The organism is Pseudomonas sp. AD21, from assembly GCF_002878485.1.
Lineage (GTDB): Bacteria > Pseudomonadota > Gammaproteobacteria > Pseudomonadales > Pseudomonadaceae > Aquipseudomonas.
This window is the reverse complement of the sequence record NZ_NQYG01000021.1, coordinates 14813-32863: the sequence shown is the minus strand read 5'-3', so window position 1 is coordinate 32863 and position 18051 is coordinate 14813. Positions and strand designations below refer to the sequence as shown.

Genomic DNA, 18051 nt, shown 5'->3' with positions numbered 1-18051 from the left:
CTGAGCCGGCCGGGGAGACCGATTTCAGCAATTCTCGAGGGTGGCAGTGGCCAAACCGGGAAAGTCTGTAATCAGGCTGTCAACGCCGAAGTCGGCGAGTCTGCGCATCAGCGCAGGCTCGTTGACGGTCCACACCGACACATGCAGCCCCTGACGCTGCGCCTTCTGCAGGCGTTCCGGCGTACACAGCGTCCAGTTCAACGCCAGAATCTCACAGCCATAGCTGGCCGCGACCTTCAACGGGTCGAGCCAGGCGTACTCGGCCACCAGTCCCCGTGACACGTCCGGCACCAGATCCAGCGCCGCTTTCAATACTTCCCGCGAACTCGAGGTGATCGTCACCTTGTCGAGCAGGCCGTGACGCTGGGCCATTTCGCGAATCGCCAGCACCGTGGTTGCGGCGCGGGTGCGCGAGGCACTTTTGACTTCCAGTTGCCAGTGCTCGAAATCACACTTCTCGAACAACTCTTCCAGCGTCGGAATCGGGCACGGCTTGATCCAGCCCGGGCCGCCCTTGCGCGCGTCGTAGGTCACCAACTCGGCGGCGGAGTGCTCGACCACCTTGCCGCGACGGTCAGTGGTGCGCTTGAGGGTCGGGTCGTGGATGACCATCAACTCGCCGTCCTTGGACAGGTGCAGATCCAGTTCGCAACGGCGTACGCCGTGCTTGAGACATTCCTGAAAACTGCTCAGGGTATTTTCCGGTGCTTCGCCCTTGGCGCCGCGGTGGCCGTAGATGAGGGTCACGGTGCTTCCTTAATTTAAATGCCGGATTCGTTCTGTTCGCGAGCCAGGCGTCGTTCCTGGGCCTGCTTCTGCAAGATATAACGGGCGAGCAACTGGCGCTGGGCGTCGGTCAAGTGTTCGAACTCGGTGCCGACGTCGTAGCCGTCGCCCTTGCGGTCGCAATGGGTGACACGGGCACGCAGCAGCAGGCCGAGCGCCTGGGGCATCAGCACCAGTTTGACCGACAGGTGCGCGCCGCTGGCGAGCGCTGTCGGGTGCTGAAAGTCGATCCCGCCTTCGGAAATGATCACCGGTTGCGGCTCGCCGATGTGGCCGAGCACGGGCAGGGCGACCACCTGGCTGAGCAGGTCGATGCGTTTGTTCTGGGATTTGAGGAACGCGGCAATGGCCCGATCGCGTTCGCTGATCTGGCGCAACAGGTGCTGCGACTCGAATTCGCTCAGGTGCAGTTCGCTGAGCAGGTTGAACAGCGGGGAAGCATCCTGCAACACTTCCTGGCCTGCGGCTTCGGGAGCGGACAGGGGCCGAATTTCCAGTGCGATCGTGTCCTCGATACGGTAGTATTCGCGGCGATCTTCTTCATCTAATGTCGACATGGCGAACCCATGGTAGCGGCGGTGGTCTGAGTGTAAAGCTGGTTATCGACCCCCGCCACAAGGACGTTCCTTTTCCCTCCGAACAAGCCCCGACATGTTCAGACCTCTCTTCGTATTTATCGGCACGCGTTATACCCGTGCAAAGCGTCGCAATCATTTTGTGTCTTTCATTTCCCTGACTTCGATGATCGGGCTCGCCCTTGGCGTGGTCGTGATGATCGTGGTGCTATCGGTGATGAACGGCTTCGATCATGAGATGCGCACCCGCGTGCTGGGCATGGTGCCCCACGCGACCCTTGAATCTGGCGAGCCAATCAACGATTGGCAAAGCCTGGCCGCCAAGGTCAAACGCAACCCGGAGGTGACGGCCGTTGCGCCGTTCACCCAGATGCAGGGCTTGCTGACCAACAACGGTCAGGTGTCCAAAGTGTTGCTCAACGCCATCGACCCTGCGCTGGAGCGCAACGTGTCGATCATCGACAACTTCATGAAGCAGGGCAAACTCGACGATTTGACGCCGGGCAGCTTCGGCATCGTCATCGGCGACAAGGCCGCGACCAAGCTGGGCGTGGGCCTCGGTGACAAGGTCACCTTCGTCGCGCCGGAAGTCAGCGTGACCCCAGCCGGGATGTTCCCGCGCATGAAGCGCTTCACCGTGGTCGGCATCTTCCATGTCGGCGCCGGTGAGCTGGATGGCTATCTGGGCGTCACCAACCTGCAGGATCTGGCGAAGATGCACCGCTGGAAGCCTGATCAGGTGCAGGGCATCCGGTTGAAGTTCGATGATCTGTTCCAGGCGCCGCGCGTGGCCTGGACCATCGCCCAGCAGTTGGGCGAAGACCATTACTACGCCCGCGACTGGACCCGTACCCACGGCAATCTGTATCAGGCGATTCGCATGGAAAAAGCCATGATCGGCCTGCTGTTGCTGCTGATCGTCGCGGTGGCCGCGTTCAATATCATTTCCACGCTGGTGATGGTGGTGAACGACAAGAAGAGCGACATCGCCATTCTGCGTACCCTTGGCGCCACGCCGGGGACGATCATGCGCACGTTCATGGTGCAAGGCACGGTGATTGGCGTGGTCGGTACGGCCATTGGCGCGGTGGTCGGGATCTTCGCCGCGCTCAATGTCAGCGCCGCAATTTCCGCCCTCGAAGGGCTGATCGGCCACAAATTCCTCAACGCCGACGTGTACTTCATCGATTACCTGCCGTCGCAGGTGCAGAGCCAGGACGTGGTCATGGTTTGCGCCGCTGCGTTGGTCCTGAGTTTCCTCGCCACCCTGTATCCCGCCTGGCGTGCTGCGCGCACCCAGCCGGCGGAGGCGCTACGTTATGAGTGAGTCGGGCATGAGTGATAAAGCAATCTTGAGCTGCCGCAACCTGGGCAAATCCTACGAGGAAGGTCCTGAGTCGGTGCAAGTGTTGGCCGGTTTGCAACTGGAGTTGCACCCGGGCGAGCGTGTGGCGATCGTCGGCAAGTCCGGTTCGGGCAAAAGTACCTTGCTCAACCTGCTGGGCGGCCTCGACACGCCCACCCAGGGCAGCGTCTGGCTCGATGGTGAAGAGCTCTCGGCACTGAGCGAGAAGAAGCGTGGCCTGCTGCGTAACCGCGCCCTCGGGTTCGTGTACCAGTTTCACCACTTGCTGCCGGAATTCACCGCGCTGGAAAACGTCTGCATGCCGCTGCTGATCGGCAAGACCGCGATCCCCGAGGCGCGTCAGCGCGCCACGGCATTGCTGGAGCGCGTAGGGCTGGGTCATCGTCTGGAGCACAAACCGGCGGAACTGTCCGGTGGCGAACGCCAGCGTGTGGCCATCGCCCGGGCGCTGGTGAACAATCCAGGCCTGGTGATGCTTGATGAACCGACCGGCAACCTCGACTCGCACACTGCCGAAGGCATTCAGGATCTGATGCTGGAACTCAGCACCTCGATGCGCACGGCGTTCCTGGTGGTGACTCACGACATGAACCTGGCCCGCCAGATGGATCGCGTCCTGCAGTTGCAGGAAGGTTGCCTGACCGCCATCTGACCGACCGACACCCGCTGCCTGTAAAGGCATCGGGTTTTTTATTTTTATACGGTGCCCCAGCGAATGTTCAGACCGTTATCGATCTTTATCGGCACGCGCTATACCCGCGCCAAGCGCCGCAATCGCTTTGTTTCGTTCATTTCGATGACCTCGATGATCGGGCTCGCCCTCGGCGTGCTGGCGATGATCGTGGTGCTGTCGGTGATGAACGGCTTCCAGCGCGAGATGAGCTCGCGGATCCTCGGCATGGTGCCGCACGCGACCATCGTCGGCGTAAAGCCGATTGATGACTGGCAACCGGTGGCCGCCGCCGCGCTGAAAAATCCTGAAGTGACCGCCGCCGTGCCGTTCACCGAGATGGAAGGCATGCTCTCCTACAAGGGCTTGATGCAGCCGATCCAGATCAGCGGCGTCGACCCGGCCCAGGAAGGCAAGGTATCGATTGTCGCCCAGCACATTGTGCAGGGCCGTCTCGATGACCTGAAACCGGGCGAATTCGGCGTGGTGATCGGTGAAATCACCGCGCGCCGCTTCCGCCTCAACGTCGGTGACAAGATCACCCTGATCGTGCCGGAAGTCAGCACCGCACCGGGCGGCATCACCCCACGCATGCAGCGTCTGAACGTGGTCGGTGTGTTCAAGGTCGGTGCCGAGCTGGACGGTTCCATGGGCCTGATCCACGTCGCCGATGCCGCAACCATGCAGCACTGGCAGCCGAATCAGGTGCAAAGCGTGCGTCTGGCGGTAAAGGACCTGTACGCCGCGCCGAAAGTCTCTTCGGACATCGCCGCAGGCCTGGGCGCCGAGTTCAAGGCTGACGACTGGACCCACACCCAGGGCAGTCTGTTCAGCGCGATGAAAATGGAAAAAACCATGATCGGCCTGCTGTTGCTGATGATCGTCGCGGTGGCGGCGTTCAACATCATCGCCACGCTGATCATGGTGGTGAACGACAAGGGCGCGGACATCGCGATCCTGCGCACCATCGGTGCCACGCCGCGGCAGATCATGGCGATCTTCATGGTGCAGGGCACGGTGATCGGCATTGTCGGGACCATTATCGGCGGCGTGCTCGGCGTGATTGCCGCGCTGAACGTCAGTGAGATGGTCGGCTGGGTCGAGCGGGTCACCGGGCAGCACATCTTCAGTTCCGACGTGTATTTCGTCAGTAACCTGCCTTCGGAATTGCAGGGTGGGGACGTGCTGTTGATTTGCTCGGCAGGCTTTATTCTGAGCTTCCTGGCGACGGTGTATCCGGCGTTGCGGGCGGCGAAGATCGAGCCGGCTCACGCATTGAGATATTCGTAAGCGACTCCATGCTCGTTCCCACGCTCTGCGTGGGAATGCCTCAACGGACGTCCCGGGCTGCATTCCCACGCAGAGCGTGGGAACGATCAGGTTCGAGGCAGCTCAATCACAAACCGCGTCCATCCTGCTTCAGATTCGCAATGAATCTGCCCACCATGGGCCCGAACGATCGATTGCGTAATCGCCAGCCCCAGCCCCGCATGTTCACTGCTGCCTTCCTGCCGCGCCGGATCGGCCCGATAAAACCGGTCAAACAGCCGTGGCAACAACTCCGCTGAAATCCCTTCGCCACTGTTCTCGACTGAAATGCGTACCGCGTTCGGTTGATCAACGATCCGCAAGCTCACAAAGCCCGCCGCCGGGGTAAAGCGCAACGCGTTATCCAGCAAGTTCGACAAGGCCCGACGCAGCATGCTGCGATCACCCTCAATGCGCGCCAGGCCTTCGCGACTCAGCGTCACCCCGGCGTCCTCAGCCAAGGGCGCAAAAAACTCCAGCAGCACATCGGTCTCATCCGCCAACTCCAGCGGCTCGCGCTTGGGCATCAGCAAACCATGGTCCGCCTTGGCCAGGTACAGCATGTCGTTGACCAGTTGCGCCATCCATTGCAGCTCTTCGAGGTTGCTGTGCAGGGCTTCGCGATAATCTTCGATCGGGCGTGGGCGGGTGAGGGTGACCTGAGTGTGGGTCAGCAGGTTCGACAGCGGTGTACGCAGTTCATGGGCGATGTCGGCAGAGAACGCCGACAACCGTTGAAACGAGTCGTCGAGGCGTCCGAGCATGGCGTTGAAGCTGTGGGCCATTTCCGCAAGCTCTGGCGGCATGTGCGCTTCCGGCAGTCGGGCGTTGAGCGATTGTGCTGAAATCCCACGGGCGACAGCACTCATGCGCCGCAGTGGACGCAGACCGCTACGCGCTGCCCAGGCACCGAGCAACGCGGTGGCCAATGCCGACAACCCGACGGTCAGCCAGATCAGATGCTGCATGCGCTGCAGGAAATGCTGGTGGTGGGTGATGTCCAGCAACAGCGTCAGTTGTGGCGAGTCGGTTTTGTCCGGGTAGAGCGGGGCGTTGAGCACCCGATAGTCAGTGCCTTCCTGACTCACGGTCGCCAGGCCGGATTGTTTTGGCAACTCTGCAGGGATCTGCGTCGAACTGTCGTACCAGCGTTGGCCGTCACTGCCAGTAATGCGCAGCGCCAGATCGGCCTGGCGGCTCAGCTCATCCGCCAGCCGCGCCTCACGTTGGCCGGGTTGCACATCCTGCAAGGCCCGGCGCAGGCCGATCAGCTTGCCGTCCAGCAGTTGCTGGTCGAGTTCGATGAAGTGCGTTTCGCTGGCGCGGCTGAACAGTACGCCGGCAAACAGCGAGACCACGGCGGTGCAGGCGGCGAACAGCAAAGCCAGACGAGAACTCAGGGACAGACGACGCATCAGGCGGGACGCTCTTCAAGCACGTAACCCATGCCGCGTACGGTGTGGATCAGTTTGTCGGGGAAATCATCGTCGATCTTCAGGCGCAGGCGGCGGATCGCCACTTCGATCACGTTGGTGTCGCTGTCGAAGTTCATGTCCCAGACCTGCGAGGCAATCAGCGATTTGGGCAGCACTTCACCCTGACGGCGCAGGAGCATTTCCAGCAGGGCGAACTCCTTGGCGGTCAGGTCGATACGTTGGCCGCTACGTTCGACGCGGCGGCGAATCAGGTCCAGGCGCAGATCGGCCAGTTGCAGGCTGGTTTCCTGTGGCGTGGCGCTGCCTCGACGCAGCAGGCTGCGCACCCGGGCCAGCAATTCGGAGAAGGCAAACGGTTTGACCAGATAGTCGTCGGCGCCGAGTTCGAGGCCATGAACCCGGTCCTCCACGGCATCCTTGGCGGTCAGAAACAGCACCGGCGTGTCGAGGCCGGCGCTGCGCACCGCTTGCAGGATCTGCCAGCCACTGCGTCCGGGCAGCATCACGTCGAGGATCAGCAGCGCATAATCACCGCTCAAGGCCAGTTGCTGGCCGCTGTTGCCGTCGGCCACCAGTTCCGTGTTGAACCCGGCCTCGGTCAGCCCCTGGCGCAGGTAGTGGCCGGTTTTCGGTTGGTCTTCGACGATCAGCAGTTTCATGGGCGGCTCGGGTTGATTCAGGTTCTGGAAACGAAAGCTTTATACCGTGAGCGCAGGCGACAGGCGCCAAGCTGACAAAGTTGTAATCTGCCTGTCAGGTAGCTGCCAGCGCAGGCGGGCTAGAGTTTCCCACAGGCTGAACCTTTTCTTGTTGGAGTATGACTATGTTTTTGCGCAACCCTCTGGCCGTCGCCGCCTGTTTGCTGGCGCTGAGTTCACCTGTCTGGGCCGCGCCCGCGCACACGTATGACTTCGGTCAGCCGGCACCGGCGGCCAAGGCCACCCGCAGCATCGAAGTGGTGCTGAACGACATGTCGTTCGACCCCAAGTCCATTCAGGTCAAGGCCGGTGAGACGGTTCGCTTTGTGCTGCTGAATAAAGGCCAGTTGCTGCATGAATTCAACCTCGGTGACGCGGCGATGCATGCCAGACACCAGCAGGAAATGCTGCAAATGCAGCAAAGTGGCATGCTCACGCCTACCGGGATGAAAGAAATGTCCCACGACATGGCAGGCATGGATCACGCGGCCATGGGCCACGGCATGAAGCACGACGACCCGAACAGCGTGCTGGTCGAGCCAGGCAAAACCGCCGAACTGACCTGGACTTTCAACAAGGCCACCAGCCTGGAGTTCGCCTGCAATATTCCCGGACATTACCAGGCCGGCATGGTCGGCAAACTGACTGTCAGTCAGTAAGCACTCAAAGGCGGGAGCAAAGGCTGGTAGAATCCGCTGATTATTCAGTCAGGTTTCCGCCATGCATCCCGCAGCCGAACATTCGCCGCTGGGCAAATCCAGCGAATACATCGCCACGTACACGCCGTCCCTGCTGTTCCCGATTCCGCGCACCGCGAAGTGGGCCGAACTGGGCCTGACCGCCGACACCCTGCCGTACCAAGGTGTGGATTTCTGGAACTGCTTCGAGCTGTCGTGGCTGCTGCCGTCGGGCAAACCGGTGGTGGCGATTGGTGAGTTCAGTATTCCGGCCGATTCGCCGAACATCATCGAGTCCAAGTCGTTCAAGCTGTACCTGAACTCGCTGAACCAGACACCATTTGCCGACATCGCGAGCCTGGAAGCGACGCTGGTCAAAGACCTGTCCGCCGCTGCCGGCAAACCGGTCGGCGTGCGGGTGCGCAGCCTGAAGGATGTCGAGGCCGAAGGCGTCGTGGCGTTGCCGGGCGTGTGCATCGACGATCTGGACATCCGCGTCAGCAACTATGAGCATCCGCGTCCGGAGCTGCTGCGTTGCGATGATTCGAAAATTGTCGAGGAGAGCGTGCACAGCCATCTGCTCAAATCCAACTGCCCGGTGACCAGTCAGCCGGACTGGGGCAGCGTTGTGGTGGAATATCGCGGCGCGGCGCTGGATCACGCCAGCCTGCTGGAATACATCGTCAGCTTCCGCCAGCACTCGGACTTCCATGAGCAGTGCGTGGAGCGGATCTTCCTTGATCTGCAGCGTCTGCTGAAGCCGGAGAAACTCACGGTGTTTGCGCGCTATGTACGTCGCGGCGGGCTGGACATCAACCCGTATCGCAGTACTGAAGCGGTACAACTGCCGAACCATCGCTTGGTGCGCCAGTAAACAACCCCTGTAGGCGTTCGCCTGCTCGCGATAGCGCACTGACATTCAACATTGATGTCGACTGACACACCGCTATCGCGAGCAGGCTCACTCCTACAAAGGACTGCGTTTCGAATCGCGCCCATGAAAAAGCCCTGCCATCACTGGCAGGGCTTTTTGCATTTCAGCGGGAGGGCGATCAGATACCCATGCTGCCCAGCGCATTGACGATATTGCGCAGGGTGCCGGCGATGGTGGGATGGTCAACCTCAAAGCGTTCAACGGCCAGATTCACGCCGTCGGCAATGTTGGAATCTTTGGTCTTGGTTTCGAGTTCAAGTTCCAGTTCGATCTGCGCCATCAGCGCATGCAGATCCTCACGTTCAGCTTCCGACAGCGGCGGATTCTGCTCCAGTTGCTCGCGCAGGGTGTCGAGTTGTTTTTGCAGTTCTTGGGCGGGCATGGTGTGATTCCTTTTATCAAGAGGCACTGGCATTGACCGCAGCCGCGCGCCAAAGGTCTATGGCTGACCTTTAGATTAATCCACTCTGCTTCAACCTGCATGATCCCGATCAGGGCTTTTCGCCTTTGAGGCGGCGCAGGCTGATGTCGGCCAGACAGGTGTCGAGTTCGCCCAGATGATCGATCACCGAATGCACGCCTAGCCCGAACAGCTGCAGGGTTGCCTTGCCGCGCCGCTGTTCGCGTTCCTTCTGGCTCAGGGCTTGCCACTCGCTCGGCGACAGGCCGCACAACGAACCGCAGGACGCCAGGCCAATGGTCCACAGCCCGGCGTTGAGGCCTGATTGCAGCAATCGAGGCTCACCGCTGACCAGTACGCAGCCGTCCAGACGACTGACGTTCAACCCCATCAGCGCTTGCCAGCAGGCATTCGGCGCCGGCCATGGGTTGATTGTTGCTGAATGTTGCGTCGGTTCGATCCACGCCGGCAGCGCGGCCGACAGCGGTCGCGCGAGGGCAGGGGGCAACTCATCGATCCAGGCGCAGGGGATCTGCTGGCGCTGCAAACTGAGCAAGCTGTCGAGGGCACCGGGTGTGGCGTCGGCGTGCTCGGGCAGCGCGCTAGCGTGTTGCTGGGCGCGGGCACCGAAATCCACCAGGCAACCGCTGAGTCCGAACAGCACGGCGGTCAGACCGGGTGCGGCGACAGGCAAGGCTTCAGCGTGTGTCATGAAAACGTCCCTGAAATAGTCATGAGGTTAGGGGACGCCGGTGACAGTTGGATGACAAGCGTGTGAAGGAGGCTTCAGGAAACGTCCTACACTACTGTTCACGGGTGGACTGCCCAAAATGGCTTTTGCGCTTATACTAGCGGTCTTAACGCTTGGGCCGACGGTGCCCGCGCCAGTAAAAATCCAAGGAGCTTTTCTATGCGCTGGAGCAACCCTCTCGCTCAGCTATGTGTATGTGCCAGCGTCTTGCTGGTTCCGTTCGCCGCCAACGCCGCAACGGAAGAAGATCCTTGGGAAAGCGTCAACCGCCCGATCTTCCAGTTCAACGACTTCGTCGACACCTACGCGCTCAAGCCGATTGCGCAGGGTTATGAATACGTGACGCCGCAGTTCCTCGAAGACGGCATCCACAACATGTTCCGCAACGTCGGTGACGTCACCAACCTGGCGAACAACATTCTGCAGGCCAAACCTGCAGCGGCCGGTGTCGATACCGCGCGTATCATCTTCAACACCACCTTCGGCCTGCTGGGCTTCTTCGACGTCGGCACCAAAATGGGCCTGCATCGCAGCGACGAAGACTTCGGCCAGACCCTCGGCTATTGGGGTGTCAGCAGCGGTCCGTACGTGATGCTGCCGTTGCTCGGCCCAAGCACCCTGCGTGATGCACCGTCGAAATACGTCGACAGCTACACCGGTCCGTACCGCTACATCAACGACATTCCGGTGCGTAACTCGACGTTCGGCCTGAACATCGTCGACACCCGCGCCAGCCTGCTGTCGAGCGAGAAGCTGATCAGCGGCGACAAGTACACCTTCATCCGCAATGCGTACCTGCAGAACCGCGAGTTCAAGGTCAAGGATGGTCAGGTCGAAGACGATTTTTAAGCTCGACCGATAAAAACAAGGCGGCCGATGAGGCCGCCTTTTTTGTGTGCGCTTATTTCATCTTCAAGATGGTCAGGCCGAGCTTCTGGCTGTCGCCTTCCTGGGCCTTGACCCAGACCACCTCGGTGTCCGCTTCCAGCCCGCTCAGCGCCGCATGATCGGAGTCGATACGCACGTTCAAACGGTCGCCGACCGCGAACTGGCGCGGCGCTTCGACCTGCATGCCACTGCTGGAGAGGTCGATGCACACGCCTGACACCTCATCCCCTTCATGAATCAGCACGACATCGGCATCGACCCGCATGCGGATGAAATCGCGCTTTTCGCTGTAGTCCCGACCGGTTTGACTCATGGCTTTGTCCTTCCATTGGGTTACGGTTCGAGCTGTTCTTATAACTCTCGGTGATTTGACAAGTAAAGTCGTCAAGCGACCATCGGCGCATGCTTGAAACGCCCCGCGGATGGGAGTACCGTCTGCGCCTTAGAAGGGCACCTCTGGTGCAATCGTGTTCCGGGCCAATGCTCGAAAGCGGTGCAGCAGAGAGGCTAGAAAGCGAATCCAGTAGTCTGAGCCGGGCCGATGCCCCGCCTGCTACGCCAACCTAATTCTGGCGCCGTTTGCCCACATGCCAAAAACCAGTGCCACGCTGCTGATAATCGATGATGACGAAGTAGTGCGCGCGAGCCTCGCGGCCTATTTGGAAGACAGTGGTTTCAGCGTCCTGCAGGCCAGCAACGGTCAACAGGGTCTTCAGGTATTCGAGCAAGACAAGCCCGACTTGGTCATCTGCGATCTGCGCATGCCGCAGATGGGCGGTCTCGAACTCATCCGTCAGGTCACCGAGCGGTCACCGCAAACGCCGATGATCGTCGTTTCGGGTGCCGGCGTGATGAACGACGCGGTCGAGGCGCTGCGCCTGGGTGCGGCGGACTACCTGATCAAGCCTCTCGAAGATCTGGCCGTGCTCGAGCATTCCGTGCGTCGGGCGCTGGATCGTGCGCGCCTGCTGCTGGAGAACCAGCGCTACCGCGAGAAGCTGGAAAAGGCCAACCGCGAACTCGAAGCCAGCCTGAACCTGCTCCAGGAAGACCAGAACGCCGGTCGCCAGGTGCAGATGAACATGCTGCCGGAAAGCCCGTGGCGCGTGGACGAGTTCCAGTTTGCCCACCAGATCATCCCGTCGTTGTACCTGTCGGGTGATTTTGTCGATTATTTCCGGGTCGATGAGCGCCGGGTGGCGTTCTACCTGGCCGACGTATCGGGCCATGGCGCCTCTTCGGCGTTCGTCACCGTGCTGTTGAAGTTCATGACCACGCGCTTGCTGTTCGAGTCCAAGCGCAACGGCACCTTGCCGGAATTCAAGCCTTCGGAAGTCCTTGGTCATATCAACCGGGGGCTGATCAGTTGTAAGCTGGGCAAACACGTCACAATGGTCGGTGGAGTCATCGACGAGGAGACCGGTTTGTTGACCTATAGCATCGGCGGCCATCTGCCGTTGCCTGTGTTGTACACGCCTGACAGTGTTCGTTACCTCGAAGGCCGCGGTTTACCGGTGGGCCTGTTCAACGAGGCCACCTACGAAGATCACGTGCTTGAGCTGCCACCGACCTTCAGCCTGACGCTGATGTCCGACGGCATTCTGGATCTATTGCCAGAACCTACGCTCAAAGAAAAAGAAGCTGCTTTGCCTCAACGGGTGAAGTCGGCGGGCGGCAGCCTGGATGGTCTGCGGCAAGTGTTTGGATTGGCCACGCTAGGGGAGATGCCGGATGATATCGCCCTGTTGGTGTTGAGCAGGAACCTTCAATGAGTACCGGTAGAATCCAGTTCGCCGAGCAGGACGGCACCTTCGTCCTGAAGTTCGTCGGTGAAGTTCGCCTGACCCTGTGTTCGGCGTTGGATGCGACTATTGAGAAAATCTTCACCGCGTTGAATTTCAACGCGATCGTGATCGATTTGACCGAAACCCGTAGCATCGACAGCACCACTTTGGGCTTGCTGGCCAAGCTGTCGATCCTGTCGCGGCAAAAGGTCGGCCTGCTGCCGACTGTCGTCACCACCCACGAAGACATCACGCGTCTGCTGCAGTCCATGGGCTTCGAGCAGGTGTTCAACATCGTCAACCACCCGGTGCCGTGCCCCGAGTGCCTGGACGACCTGCCGGATCAGGATCAATCCGAAGAAGTGGTGCGGATCAAGGTGCTGGAAGCGCACAAGATCCTCATGGGGCTGAACGATTCCAACCGTGAAGCCTTCCATGACCTGGTGAATGCCCTAGAGCGGCATTGATCCCCTGAGGTGATGTTGTCTGGGCTGGCCCCTTCGCGAGCAAGCCCGCTCCCACATTTGAAATGCATTCCCTCTGTGGGAGCGAGCTTGCTCGCGAAGGCTTCAGTTCAGTCAATGCGCCTCTCAATGCAGAATGAAAAAGGGCGAACCCGTGAAGGTTCGCCCTTTTTGCATTTCAACCGCTCAGATCACAGCTTGGCCTGCAACAGCGCCTCAAGCTTCTCCTGGTCACGGGCAAACTGACGAATGCCCTCAGCCAGTTTCTCGGTGGCCATCGCGTCTTCGTTGGATAACCAGCGGAACTGCGCTTCGTTCAGGCTCAGGCGCGCTTCGCCGGTGTGGCCCGGAGCGAGTTTGCGCTCCAGTTTGCCGGTGTCTGCTGCCAGCTTGTCGATCAGGTCCGGGCTGATGGTCAGGCGGTCGCAACCGGCCAGTTGCTCGATCTGGTTCAGATTGCGGAAGCTGGCGCCCATGACCACGGTCTTGTAGTCATTGGCCTTGTAATAGTTGTAGATGCGCGTGACTGACTGTACGCCTGGATCATCGGCGCCGGTGTAGTCGTTGCCGTTGGCCTTCTTGTACCAGTCGTAGATGCGGCCCACGAACGGCGAGATCAGGAACACCCCGGCGTCGGCGCAAGCAGCAGCCTGCGCGAAGGAGAACAGCAGGGTCAGGTTGGTCTGGATACCTTCTTTCTCGAGGATTTCGGCAGCGCGGATGCCTTCCCAGGTCGAAGCGATCTTGATCAGCACACGGTCACGGCCGATGCCGGCCTTGTCGTAGAGCTCAATCAGGCGATGCGCACGCTTGAGCACGGCGTCCTGGTCGAACGACAGGCGCGCATCCACTTCGGTGGAAATACGGCCCGGGATCACTTTGAGGATTTCCTGGCCCACGGCGACGCCAAAACGGTCGCTGGCCAGGCCCACGTCGCCCTTGCAGTCGCTGACGCACGCGTTCAGCAGCTCGGCGTAGGCCGGAATGGCTGCGGCTTTGAGCAGCAGGGAAGGGTTGGTAGTGGCGTCGACCGGCTTGACCCGGGCGATCGCTTCGAAGTCGCCGGTGTCGGCAACCACGGTGGTCATCTGTTTGAGTTGTTCCAGCTTGGAAGTCATGGGTGTGCTCTGTCCTGTGGGTTTGACGACATTACCCGAGCGCTGACAGCCACTCAAGGGCATCAAGGCGTAACGGGTACCCCGGTGGCAACAACCTGAGTACGGCTGTTTGAAAGGTGGGGCGCGGTATCGATGAATACGATGCCAAAATCGGCCGCAGGTTCAAAGCAACTGACGGCCAGCGCCCCCTGAGCGCATCGATGAGAGTTATTGCTGGCTCAATTGGGTTTTGACTGCGGTTTCCGCCGGTTTCGGCTGGCCGTCGGAAGTCAGCAGGCCGAAATTCTTCTCGCGGTCGTTGCTGCCCGTGTCGCTGTTTTTCCATTCGTAGATCGAGGTCAGCGCAATGTTGCGGGTTTTGATATCGGCGACGAACGCACTGATTTTACTGGCCTGACCCTCTGTCCCGCCGTTGGAACTGAGCGCCGAGATGCCCCATTCGCTGATGACCCCAGGCAGATGGAAGTTCTGCTGGATAAACGCCTGGGCATTGCTGATCTGCGTGCCCGTCATGCCGTACGGATGATAGGAGATCGCGCTGAGGCATTTGGGGTATTGGCTGACGATTCGGTTGAGCGCCACCGTGGATGCCGAGCCGGCCGTCGGCGGCCGGGCGAAGCCAAAGCCGATCACTGGGGGCGTCTGAGGTTTGCCCTGCAGCGTCTTGCACGCTGCGCTCATGAACGGCACGAACGTCGTGTCGAAATTGCCGGTCGGCCAGTAGGTGTCCAGGTCCGGCTCATTCCACAGCTCGATCGCGACCAGTTGCGTGCTGTAGGTCGTTGCCAGGCTGGTCAGCGCGTTGGCGTACGCGACGCCAGCGTTTGCCAGATCATTGGTCGGTAATGGCTTGGTCGCACGCAGGGTCATCAATACTGGCAGGCCTGCGGTGCGGGCCACGGCGAACGCATCGCTGATCTGCTTCTGGTAGGCCGGGCTATTCAGGCTGTCGGTCCAGACACCAAAGCGCACGAAACTGAAGCCGGTGCTTTTGACCTGCTGGGCGTCGGCGGCGGAGAAGGTCTGGACCTTGACCTGAACACCGATGGTTTTATTGGCGGGCAGTGCCGGGAACAGTTCATTGGCGTGACTCTGGCCGGTTGCCGCCAGCAGCAACAGCGTCAGGGTGCCCAGTCGTTTGAAAGGTGCTGATTTCATGTCGGTTCTCCGGTGAGAAGTGACAACGGCGAAAAGTATCTCGTGATAACCGATTCGAAACTAACAATGCCACTAAGTGCGCAAATGTTATTTTTTGTCAGGAAACCAAGGCCTGAAAATCACAGTTATTTTTAGTCCGGTAATTCCGTTTGGGCGACTTTTGGTGCTGTGGTACTTAATACGCTGGTACTAACAGGGCGAATCTATTTCTGAGTGCAGGATGATCTAGTGGGTTCACTAAGAATCGCACTAGATGTTGGCAGAATGATATTACACAGGAAAGTAAACCTTGTTCAGAAATATCCTTGTCGTGTGCGTTGGCAATATTTGCCGAAGTCCGACAGCAGAACTTCTGCTGCGTAACGCGCTGACCTCCTCAACTATCTCGGTAACCTCCGCAGGCCTCGCGGCGCGGGTTGGCGAAGGCATGGAAGCGTCGGCGCGCCAGGTCCTCGAAGACCGCGGTCACAGCGCCGAGGGTTTCACCGCCCGGCAATTGACCGCCGATATCGTCAATCAATCGGACCTGATTCTGGTCATGGAAAAACAACACATGAATCAGGTGCTCAAGATTGCCTCGCACGCCAGAGGCAAAGTGTTCCTCCTTGGCAAGTGGCAGAGCGAACGCGAAATACAGGATCCGTATCGTCAAGGTAAGGCCGCTTTTATTCATGCCCATGCATTGATTGAAGATGCTGTTAGCTCGTGGGCGCAGCGCCTCGGACATTGATGAATATTCTTCAGATCAGTGAATGGTAAGAACAGACTTATGCAGTTACCGTCAGTAATCGCCAACCGTGATAACGATCAGGACAGTATTGATCTTCTCGGCATATTTGGCAGTTTGATCGACCAGAAATGGCTGATTGGTGCATTCACCGGTGCCTTCATGGCCGCCGGCGTTGCCTATGCGGTATTGGCGACGCCGGTGTACCTGGCGAACGCGCTGGTGCAGGTCGAACCGAAAAAGAACGACATGCTCGGGTTTTCCGACCTCAGCAGCATGCTCGGCGGGCAATCGCCGTCGGTGACCGAAATCGGCATCATCAAGTCCCGCGCAGTGATCGGCAAAACCGTCGACGACCTGCGCCTGGACATCGACGTTACCCCCAACACGTTCCCGGTGATCGGCGGTTTTCTTGCGCGGCGTTATCGCGGCGAAACCGAGTTCAGCGTGGCGCCGCCGCGTTTCGGCTTCAACAGCTACGCCTGGGGCGGTGAGCGTCTGGAATTCGCCCGGCTCAATCTGCCCAAGGAACTGTTGGGCAAGAAGCTCACTCTGGTGACGGGCGAACAGCAGCACTTTCAGTTGCTCGATGACAACGGCAACCTGTTGGTCGAGGGCGTTGCGGGCGAAGCCTTCGCACAGGACGGCGTTGAGGGTTTGATCGAGCGCCTGCAAGCCAATCCTGGCACTCGCTTCGAAGTGGTGCGCAATCCACGGATCGTGACCATTCAGGGTTACCAGGATGCGCTGGATATTTCCGAGCAGGGTAAAGAGTCGGGGATTATCCGTCTGGCGCTGGCCAGCGCCGATGCCGCCGAGGCGGTGAAGATCCTCAACAAGATTGCTGCGCTGTATGTCGACCAGAACGTGCGCCGCACCTCGGCGGAAGCGGCGCAGAGCCTGGCGTTCCTGCAAAGCCAGTTGCCGCAGGTCAAGCGCGATCTGGCCAAGGCCAGCGATGCGCTCAACGCCTACCAGACTCACGGCAAGACCGTGAATATTTCTCTGGAAACCCAGTCGGTGCTCGGCCAGTCGGTCGCGCTCGAAACGCGGATTTCCGAGCTGAAAATGCAGCAGGCCGAGATGGATCGCAAGTTCACCAAGCAGCATCCGGCGTACCGCGCCTTGATGTCGCAGATCGGCGAACTGACCCAGCAGCAGAAGTCGCTGGAAGGCAAGGTTGGCGATCTGCCGGCCACGCAGCAGGAACTGCTGAACCTGACCCGTGATGTGGAAGTGGCTTCGCAGATCTACACGCAGTTGCTGAACAAGTCCCAGGAACTGGACATCGTCCGTGCCGGTGCGGTGGGTAACGTGCGTTTGATCGACGCGGCGGATGTCGACCTGACCAGCCCGGTCAAACCGAAAAAAGCCCTGATCGTGCTGATTGCAACGTTCCTCGGCGCGTTTGTCGGCGTGGCGCTGGTGCTGCTGCGCAAGTCCCTGAGCAAAGGCCTGGAAGGCCCGGAAGCCATCGAACAGCTCGGCCTGCCGGTGTACGCCTCGATTCCCTACAGCGCATTGCAACGCGAAGAGGACACTAAAAAGGGCCGGGTCAAAAGCACCGCAGAGACGCCGGCCTATCTGCTGGCCCTGCGCAATCCGACCGACCTGTCCATCGAGTCGATCCGCAGCCTGCGCACCAGTCTGCATTTCGCGGCACTGGACTCGACCAACAACCGGATCATGATCTCCGGCCCGAGCCCGCAGGTCGGCAAGACGTTCGTTTCGTCCAACCTCGCGGCGGTCATGGCGCAAAGCGGTCAGCGCGTGTTGCTGATCGACGCCGACATGCGCAAGGGCCACCTGCACAAGTCGCTCAACGTACCGATCGCCAATGGCTTGTCGGACCTGCTGGCCAAGCGTTGCAGCATCGAGCAGGCGGTCAACACGGTGGAAATCGACAACCTGCACTTCATCAGCCGTGGGCAGGTTCCACCGAATCCTTCCGAGCTGTTGATGCACGCCAACTTCCGCGACTTGCTGGCTGAACTCAGCGAGCGCTACGACGTGGTGATCATCGACACGCCGCCACTGCTGGCGGTGACCGACGCGGCGATTGTCGGGCGTGAGGCGGGCATCAGCCTGATCGTCACCCGGTTTGCGGTGAACCCGGCCAAAGAGATTGAAATAACCATCCGCCGCTTCGCCCAGAACGGCATCGAGCTCAAGGGCGCGGTGTTCAACGGCGTCGAGAAGCGCGCAGCCAGTTACTACGGCAACGGCAACTACGGTTATTACAACTACGAATACGCGTCCGACAAATCCTGAGTGTCAGTGATTGTCCTTACAGGCAAGGAAGTGGGTGGGT

Annotated in this window: 19 protein-coding genes; 10 read left to right on the top strand and 9 right to left on the bottom strand. The window is 60.0% G+C overall.

What is annotated here, in order from left to right:
- Nucleotides 1-24: 24 nt before the first annotated feature.
- Both PseAD21_RS14980 and PseAD21_RS14975 read right to left on the bottom strand, forming a co-directional pair.
- Nucleotides 25-747, bottom strand: coding sequence for a glycerophosphodiester phosphodiesterase (locus PseAD21_RS14980; protein WP_102356352.1), 723 nt, complete (start codon nucleotides 745-747; stop codon nucleotides 25-27).
- Between the two features lie 14 nt (nucleotides 748-761).
- A complete protein-coding gene (locus PseAD21_RS14975; protein WP_102356351.1) occupies nucleotides 762-1343 on the bottom strand; it encodes a PilZ domain-containing protein in 582 nt (193 codons plus the stop codon).
- A gap of 94 nt (nucleotides 1344-1437) precedes the next feature.
- Between PseAD21_RS14975 and PseAD21_RS14970 the strand changes: the two genes are divergently transcribed.
- The 3 genes from PseAD21_RS14970 (at nucleotide 1438) to PseAD21_RS14960 (ending at nucleotide 4687) form a co-directional block, all read left to right on the top strand.
- Nucleotides 1438-2688 carry a lipoprotein-releasing ABC transporter permease subunit gene (locus PseAD21_RS14970; RefSeq protein WP_102356350.1) on the top strand — a complete coding sequence of 417 codons (1251 nt, stop codon included), beginning with the start codon at nucleotides 1438-1440 and terminating at the stop codon, nucleotides 2686-2688.
- Nucleotides 2689-2695: 7 nt separating this feature from the next.
- On the top strand, nucleotides 2696-3379 hold the full coding sequence (gene lolD / locus PseAD21_RS14965; RefSeq protein ID WP_177482384.1) for a lipoprotein-releasing ABC transporter ATP-binding protein LolD: 684 nt from the start codon (nucleotides 2696-2698) through the stop codon (nucleotides 3377-3379).
- Nucleotides 3380-3442: 63 nt separating this feature from the next.
- Complete coding sequence (locus tag PseAD21_RS14960; protein ID WP_102356348.1) at nucleotides 3443-4687, top strand: lipoprotein-releasing ABC transporter permease subunit; 1245 nt, start codon at nucleotides 3443-3445, stop codon at nucleotides 4685-4687.
- Between the two features lie 86 nt (nucleotides 4688-4773).
- On the opposite strand, the gene PseAD21_RS14955 is transcribed toward PseAD21_RS14960, so the two are convergent.
- A complete protein-coding gene (locus PseAD21_RS14955) occupies nucleotides 4774-6120 on the bottom strand; it encodes a heavy metal sensor histidine kinase (protein WP_102356347.1) in 1347 nt (448 codons plus the stop codon).
- Nucleotides 6120-6800 (bottom strand): heavy metal response regulator transcription factor, encoded by a 681-nt coding sequence (locus PseAD21_RS14950; protein WP_102356346.1) that lies wholly within the window; start codon nucleotides 6798-6800, stop codon nucleotides 6120-6122. The genes PseAD21_RS14955 and PseAD21_RS14950 overlap by 1 nt, the downstream gene beginning before the upstream one ends.
- A gap of 164 nt (nucleotides 6801-6964) precedes the next feature.
- Between PseAD21_RS14950 and PseAD21_RS14945 the strand changes: the two genes are divergently transcribed.
- Together PseAD21_RS14945 and queF are read left to right on the top strand one after the other, a co-directional pair.
- The gene (locus PseAD21_RS14945) at nucleotides 6965-7498 is read left to right on the top strand and encodes a plastocyanin/azurin family copper-binding protein (RefSeq protein ID WP_102356345.1); all 534 of its coding nucleotides are present in this window, start codon (nucleotides 6965-6967) and stop codon (nucleotides 7496-7498) included.
- Between the two features lie 61 nt (nucleotides 7499-7559).
- On the top strand, nucleotides 7560-8390 hold the full coding sequence (queF, locus tag PseAD21_RS14940; protein WP_102356344.1) for an NADPH-dependent 7-cyano-7-deazaguanine reductase QueF: 831 nt from the start codon (nucleotides 7560-7562) through the stop codon (nucleotides 8388-8390).
- Nucleotides 8391-8568: 178 nt separating this feature from the next.
- Here queF and PseAD21_RS14930 read toward each other — a convergent pair whose 3' ends face one another.
- On the bottom strand, nucleotides 8569-8832 hold the full coding sequence (locus PseAD21_RS14930) for a DUF4404 family protein (RefSeq protein ID WP_102356342.1): 264 nt from the start codon (nucleotides 8830-8832) through the stop codon (nucleotides 8569-8571).
- Nucleotides 8833-8941: 109 nt separating this feature from the next.
- A complete protein-coding gene (locus PseAD21_RS14925) occupies nucleotides 8942-9562 on the bottom strand; it encodes a phosphatase (RefSeq protein ID WP_102356341.1) in 621 nt (206 codons plus the stop codon).
- 198 nt (nucleotides 9563-9760) lie between these two features.
- On the opposite strand from PseAD21_RS14925, the gene PseAD21_RS14920 reads away from it, so the two are divergent.
- Nucleotides 9761-10450, top strand: a complete 690-nt coding sequence (locus tag PseAD21_RS14920; RefSeq protein ID WP_102356340.1) for a VacJ family lipoprotein — start codon at nucleotides 9761-9763, stop codon at nucleotides 10448-10450.
- 52 nt (nucleotides 10451-10502) lie between these two features.
- Here PseAD21_RS14920 and PseAD21_RS14915 read toward each other — a convergent pair whose 3' ends face one another.
- Entirely contained in the window at nucleotides 10503-10802 is a 300-nt protein-coding gene (locus PseAD21_RS14915) for a PilZ domain-containing protein (RefSeq protein ID WP_102356339.1), read from the bottom strand.
- Between the two features lie 274 nt (nucleotides 10803-11076).
- Here PseAD21_RS14915 and rssB point away from each other — a divergent pair, with 274 nt between their 5' ends.
- Both rssB and rssC read left to right on the top strand, forming a co-directional pair.
- Entirely contained in the window at nucleotides 11077-12261 is a 1185-nt protein-coding gene (rssB, locus tag PseAD21_RS14910) for a two-component system response regulator RssB (RefSeq protein ID WP_083368392.1), read from the top strand.
- Entirely contained in the window at nucleotides 12258-12740 is a 483-nt protein-coding gene (gene rssC, locus PseAD21_RS14905) for an anti-sigma factor antagonist RssC (protein ID WP_003226553.1), read from the top strand. The genes rssB and rssC overlap by 4 nt, the downstream gene beginning before the upstream one ends.
- Nucleotides 12741-12928: 188 nt before the next feature.
- Here rssC and tal read toward each other — a convergent pair whose 3' ends face one another.
- Together tal and PseAD21_RS14895 are read right to left on the bottom strand one after the other, a co-directional pair.
- On the bottom strand, nucleotides 12929-13855 hold the full coding sequence (gene tal / locus PseAD21_RS14900; protein WP_102356338.1) for a transaldolase: 927 nt from the start codon (nucleotides 13853-13855) through the stop codon (nucleotides 12929-12931).
- 207 nt (nucleotides 13856-14062) lie between these two features.
- Nucleotides 14063-15013 (bottom strand): glycosyl hydrolase family 5, encoded by a 951-nt coding sequence (locus PseAD21_RS14895; RefSeq protein ID WP_102356337.1) that lies wholly within the window; start codon nucleotides 15011-15013, stop codon nucleotides 14063-14065.
- 289 nt (nucleotides 15014-15302) lie between these two features.
- Between PseAD21_RS14895 and PseAD21_RS14890 the strand changes: the two genes are divergently transcribed.
- Together PseAD21_RS14890 and PseAD21_RS14885 are read left to right on the top strand one after the other, a co-directional pair.
- The gene (locus PseAD21_RS14890) at nucleotides 15303-15743 is read left to right on the top strand and encodes a low molecular weight protein-tyrosine-phosphatase (RefSeq protein ID WP_102356336.1); all 441 of its coding nucleotides are present in this window, start codon (nucleotides 15303-15305) and stop codon (nucleotides 15741-15743) included.
- Between the two features lie 39 nt (nucleotides 15744-15782).
- Complete coding sequence (locus PseAD21_RS14885) at nucleotides 15783-18011, top strand: polysaccharide biosynthesis tyrosine autokinase (protein WP_102356335.1); 2229 nt, start codon at nucleotides 15783-15785, stop codon at nucleotides 18009-18011.
- The last annotated feature ends 40 nt before the right edge of the window (nucleotides 18012-18051 follow it).

What these genes read in the sequence shown, in the direction of transcription:
- PseAD21_RS14975 (WP_102356351.1), bottom strand. Translation starts at nt 1,343, where the DNA reads ATGTCGACATTAGATGAAGAAGATCGCCGCGAATACTACCGTATCGAG.
- PseAD21_RS14970 (WP_102356350.1), top strand. Translation starts at nt 1,438, where the DNA reads ATGTTCAGACCTCTCTTCGTATTTATCGGCACGCGTTATACCCGTGCA.
- lolD (WP_177482384.1), top strand. Translation starts at nt 2,696, where the DNA reads ATGAGTGATAAAGCAATCTTGAGCTGCCGCAACCTGGGCAAATCCTAC.
- PseAD21_RS14960 (WP_102356348.1), top strand. Translation starts at nt 3,443, where the DNA reads ATGTTCAGACCGTTATCGATCTTTATCGGCACGCGCTATACCCGCGCC.
- PseAD21_RS14955 (WP_102356347.1), bottom strand. Translation starts at nt 6,120, where the DNA reads ATGCGTCGTCTGTCCCTGAGTTCTCGTCTGGCTTTGCTGTTCGCCGCC.
- PseAD21_RS14950 (WP_102356346.1), bottom strand. Translation starts at nt 6,800, where the DNA reads ATGAAACTGCTGATCGTCGAAGACCAACCGAAAACCGGCCACTACCTG.
- PseAD21_RS14945 (WP_102356345.1), top strand. Translation starts at nt 6,965, where the DNA reads ATGTTTTTGCGCAACCCTCTGGCCGTCGCCGCCTGTTTGCTGGCGCTG.
- queF (WP_102356344.1), top strand. Translation starts at nt 7,560, where the DNA reads ATGCATCCCGCAGCCGAACATTCGCCGCTGGGCAAATCCAGCGAATAC.
- PseAD21_RS14930 (WP_102356342.1), bottom strand. Translation starts at nt 8,832, where the DNA reads ATGCCCGCCCAAGAACTGCAAAAACAACTCGACACCCTGCGCGAGCAA.
- PseAD21_RS14925 (WP_102356341.1), bottom strand. Translation starts at nt 9,562, where the DNA reads ATGACACACGCTGAAGCCTTGCCTGTCGCCGCACCCGGTCTGACCGCC.
- PseAD21_RS14920 (WP_102356340.1), top strand. Translation starts at nt 9,761, where the DNA reads ATGCGCTGGAGCAACCCTCTCGCTCAGCTATGTGTATGTGCCAGCGTC.
- PseAD21_RS14915 (WP_102356339.1), bottom strand. Translation starts at nt 10,802, where the DNA reads ATGAGTCAAACCGGTCGGGACTACAGCGAAAAGCGCGATTTCATCCGC.
- rssB (WP_083368392.1), top strand. Translation starts at nt 11,077, where the DNA reads ATGCCAAAAACCAGTGCCACGCTGCTGATAATCGATGATGACGAAGTA.
- rssC (WP_003226553.1), top strand. Translation starts at nt 12,258, where the DNA reads ATGAGTACCGGTAGAATCCAGTTCGCCGAGCAGGACGGCACCTTCGTC.
- tal (WP_102356338.1), bottom strand. Translation starts at nt 13,855, where the DNA reads ATGACTTCCAAGCTGGAACAACTCAAACAGATGACCACCGTGGTTGCC.
- PseAD21_RS14895 (WP_102356337.1), bottom strand. Translation starts at nt 15,013, where the DNA reads ATGAAATCAGCACCTTTCAAACGACTGGGCACCCTGACGCTGTTGCTG.
- PseAD21_RS14885 (WP_102356335.1), top strand. Translation starts at nt 15,783, where the DNA reads ATGCAGTTACCGTCAGTAATCGCCAACCGTGATAACGATCAGGACAGT.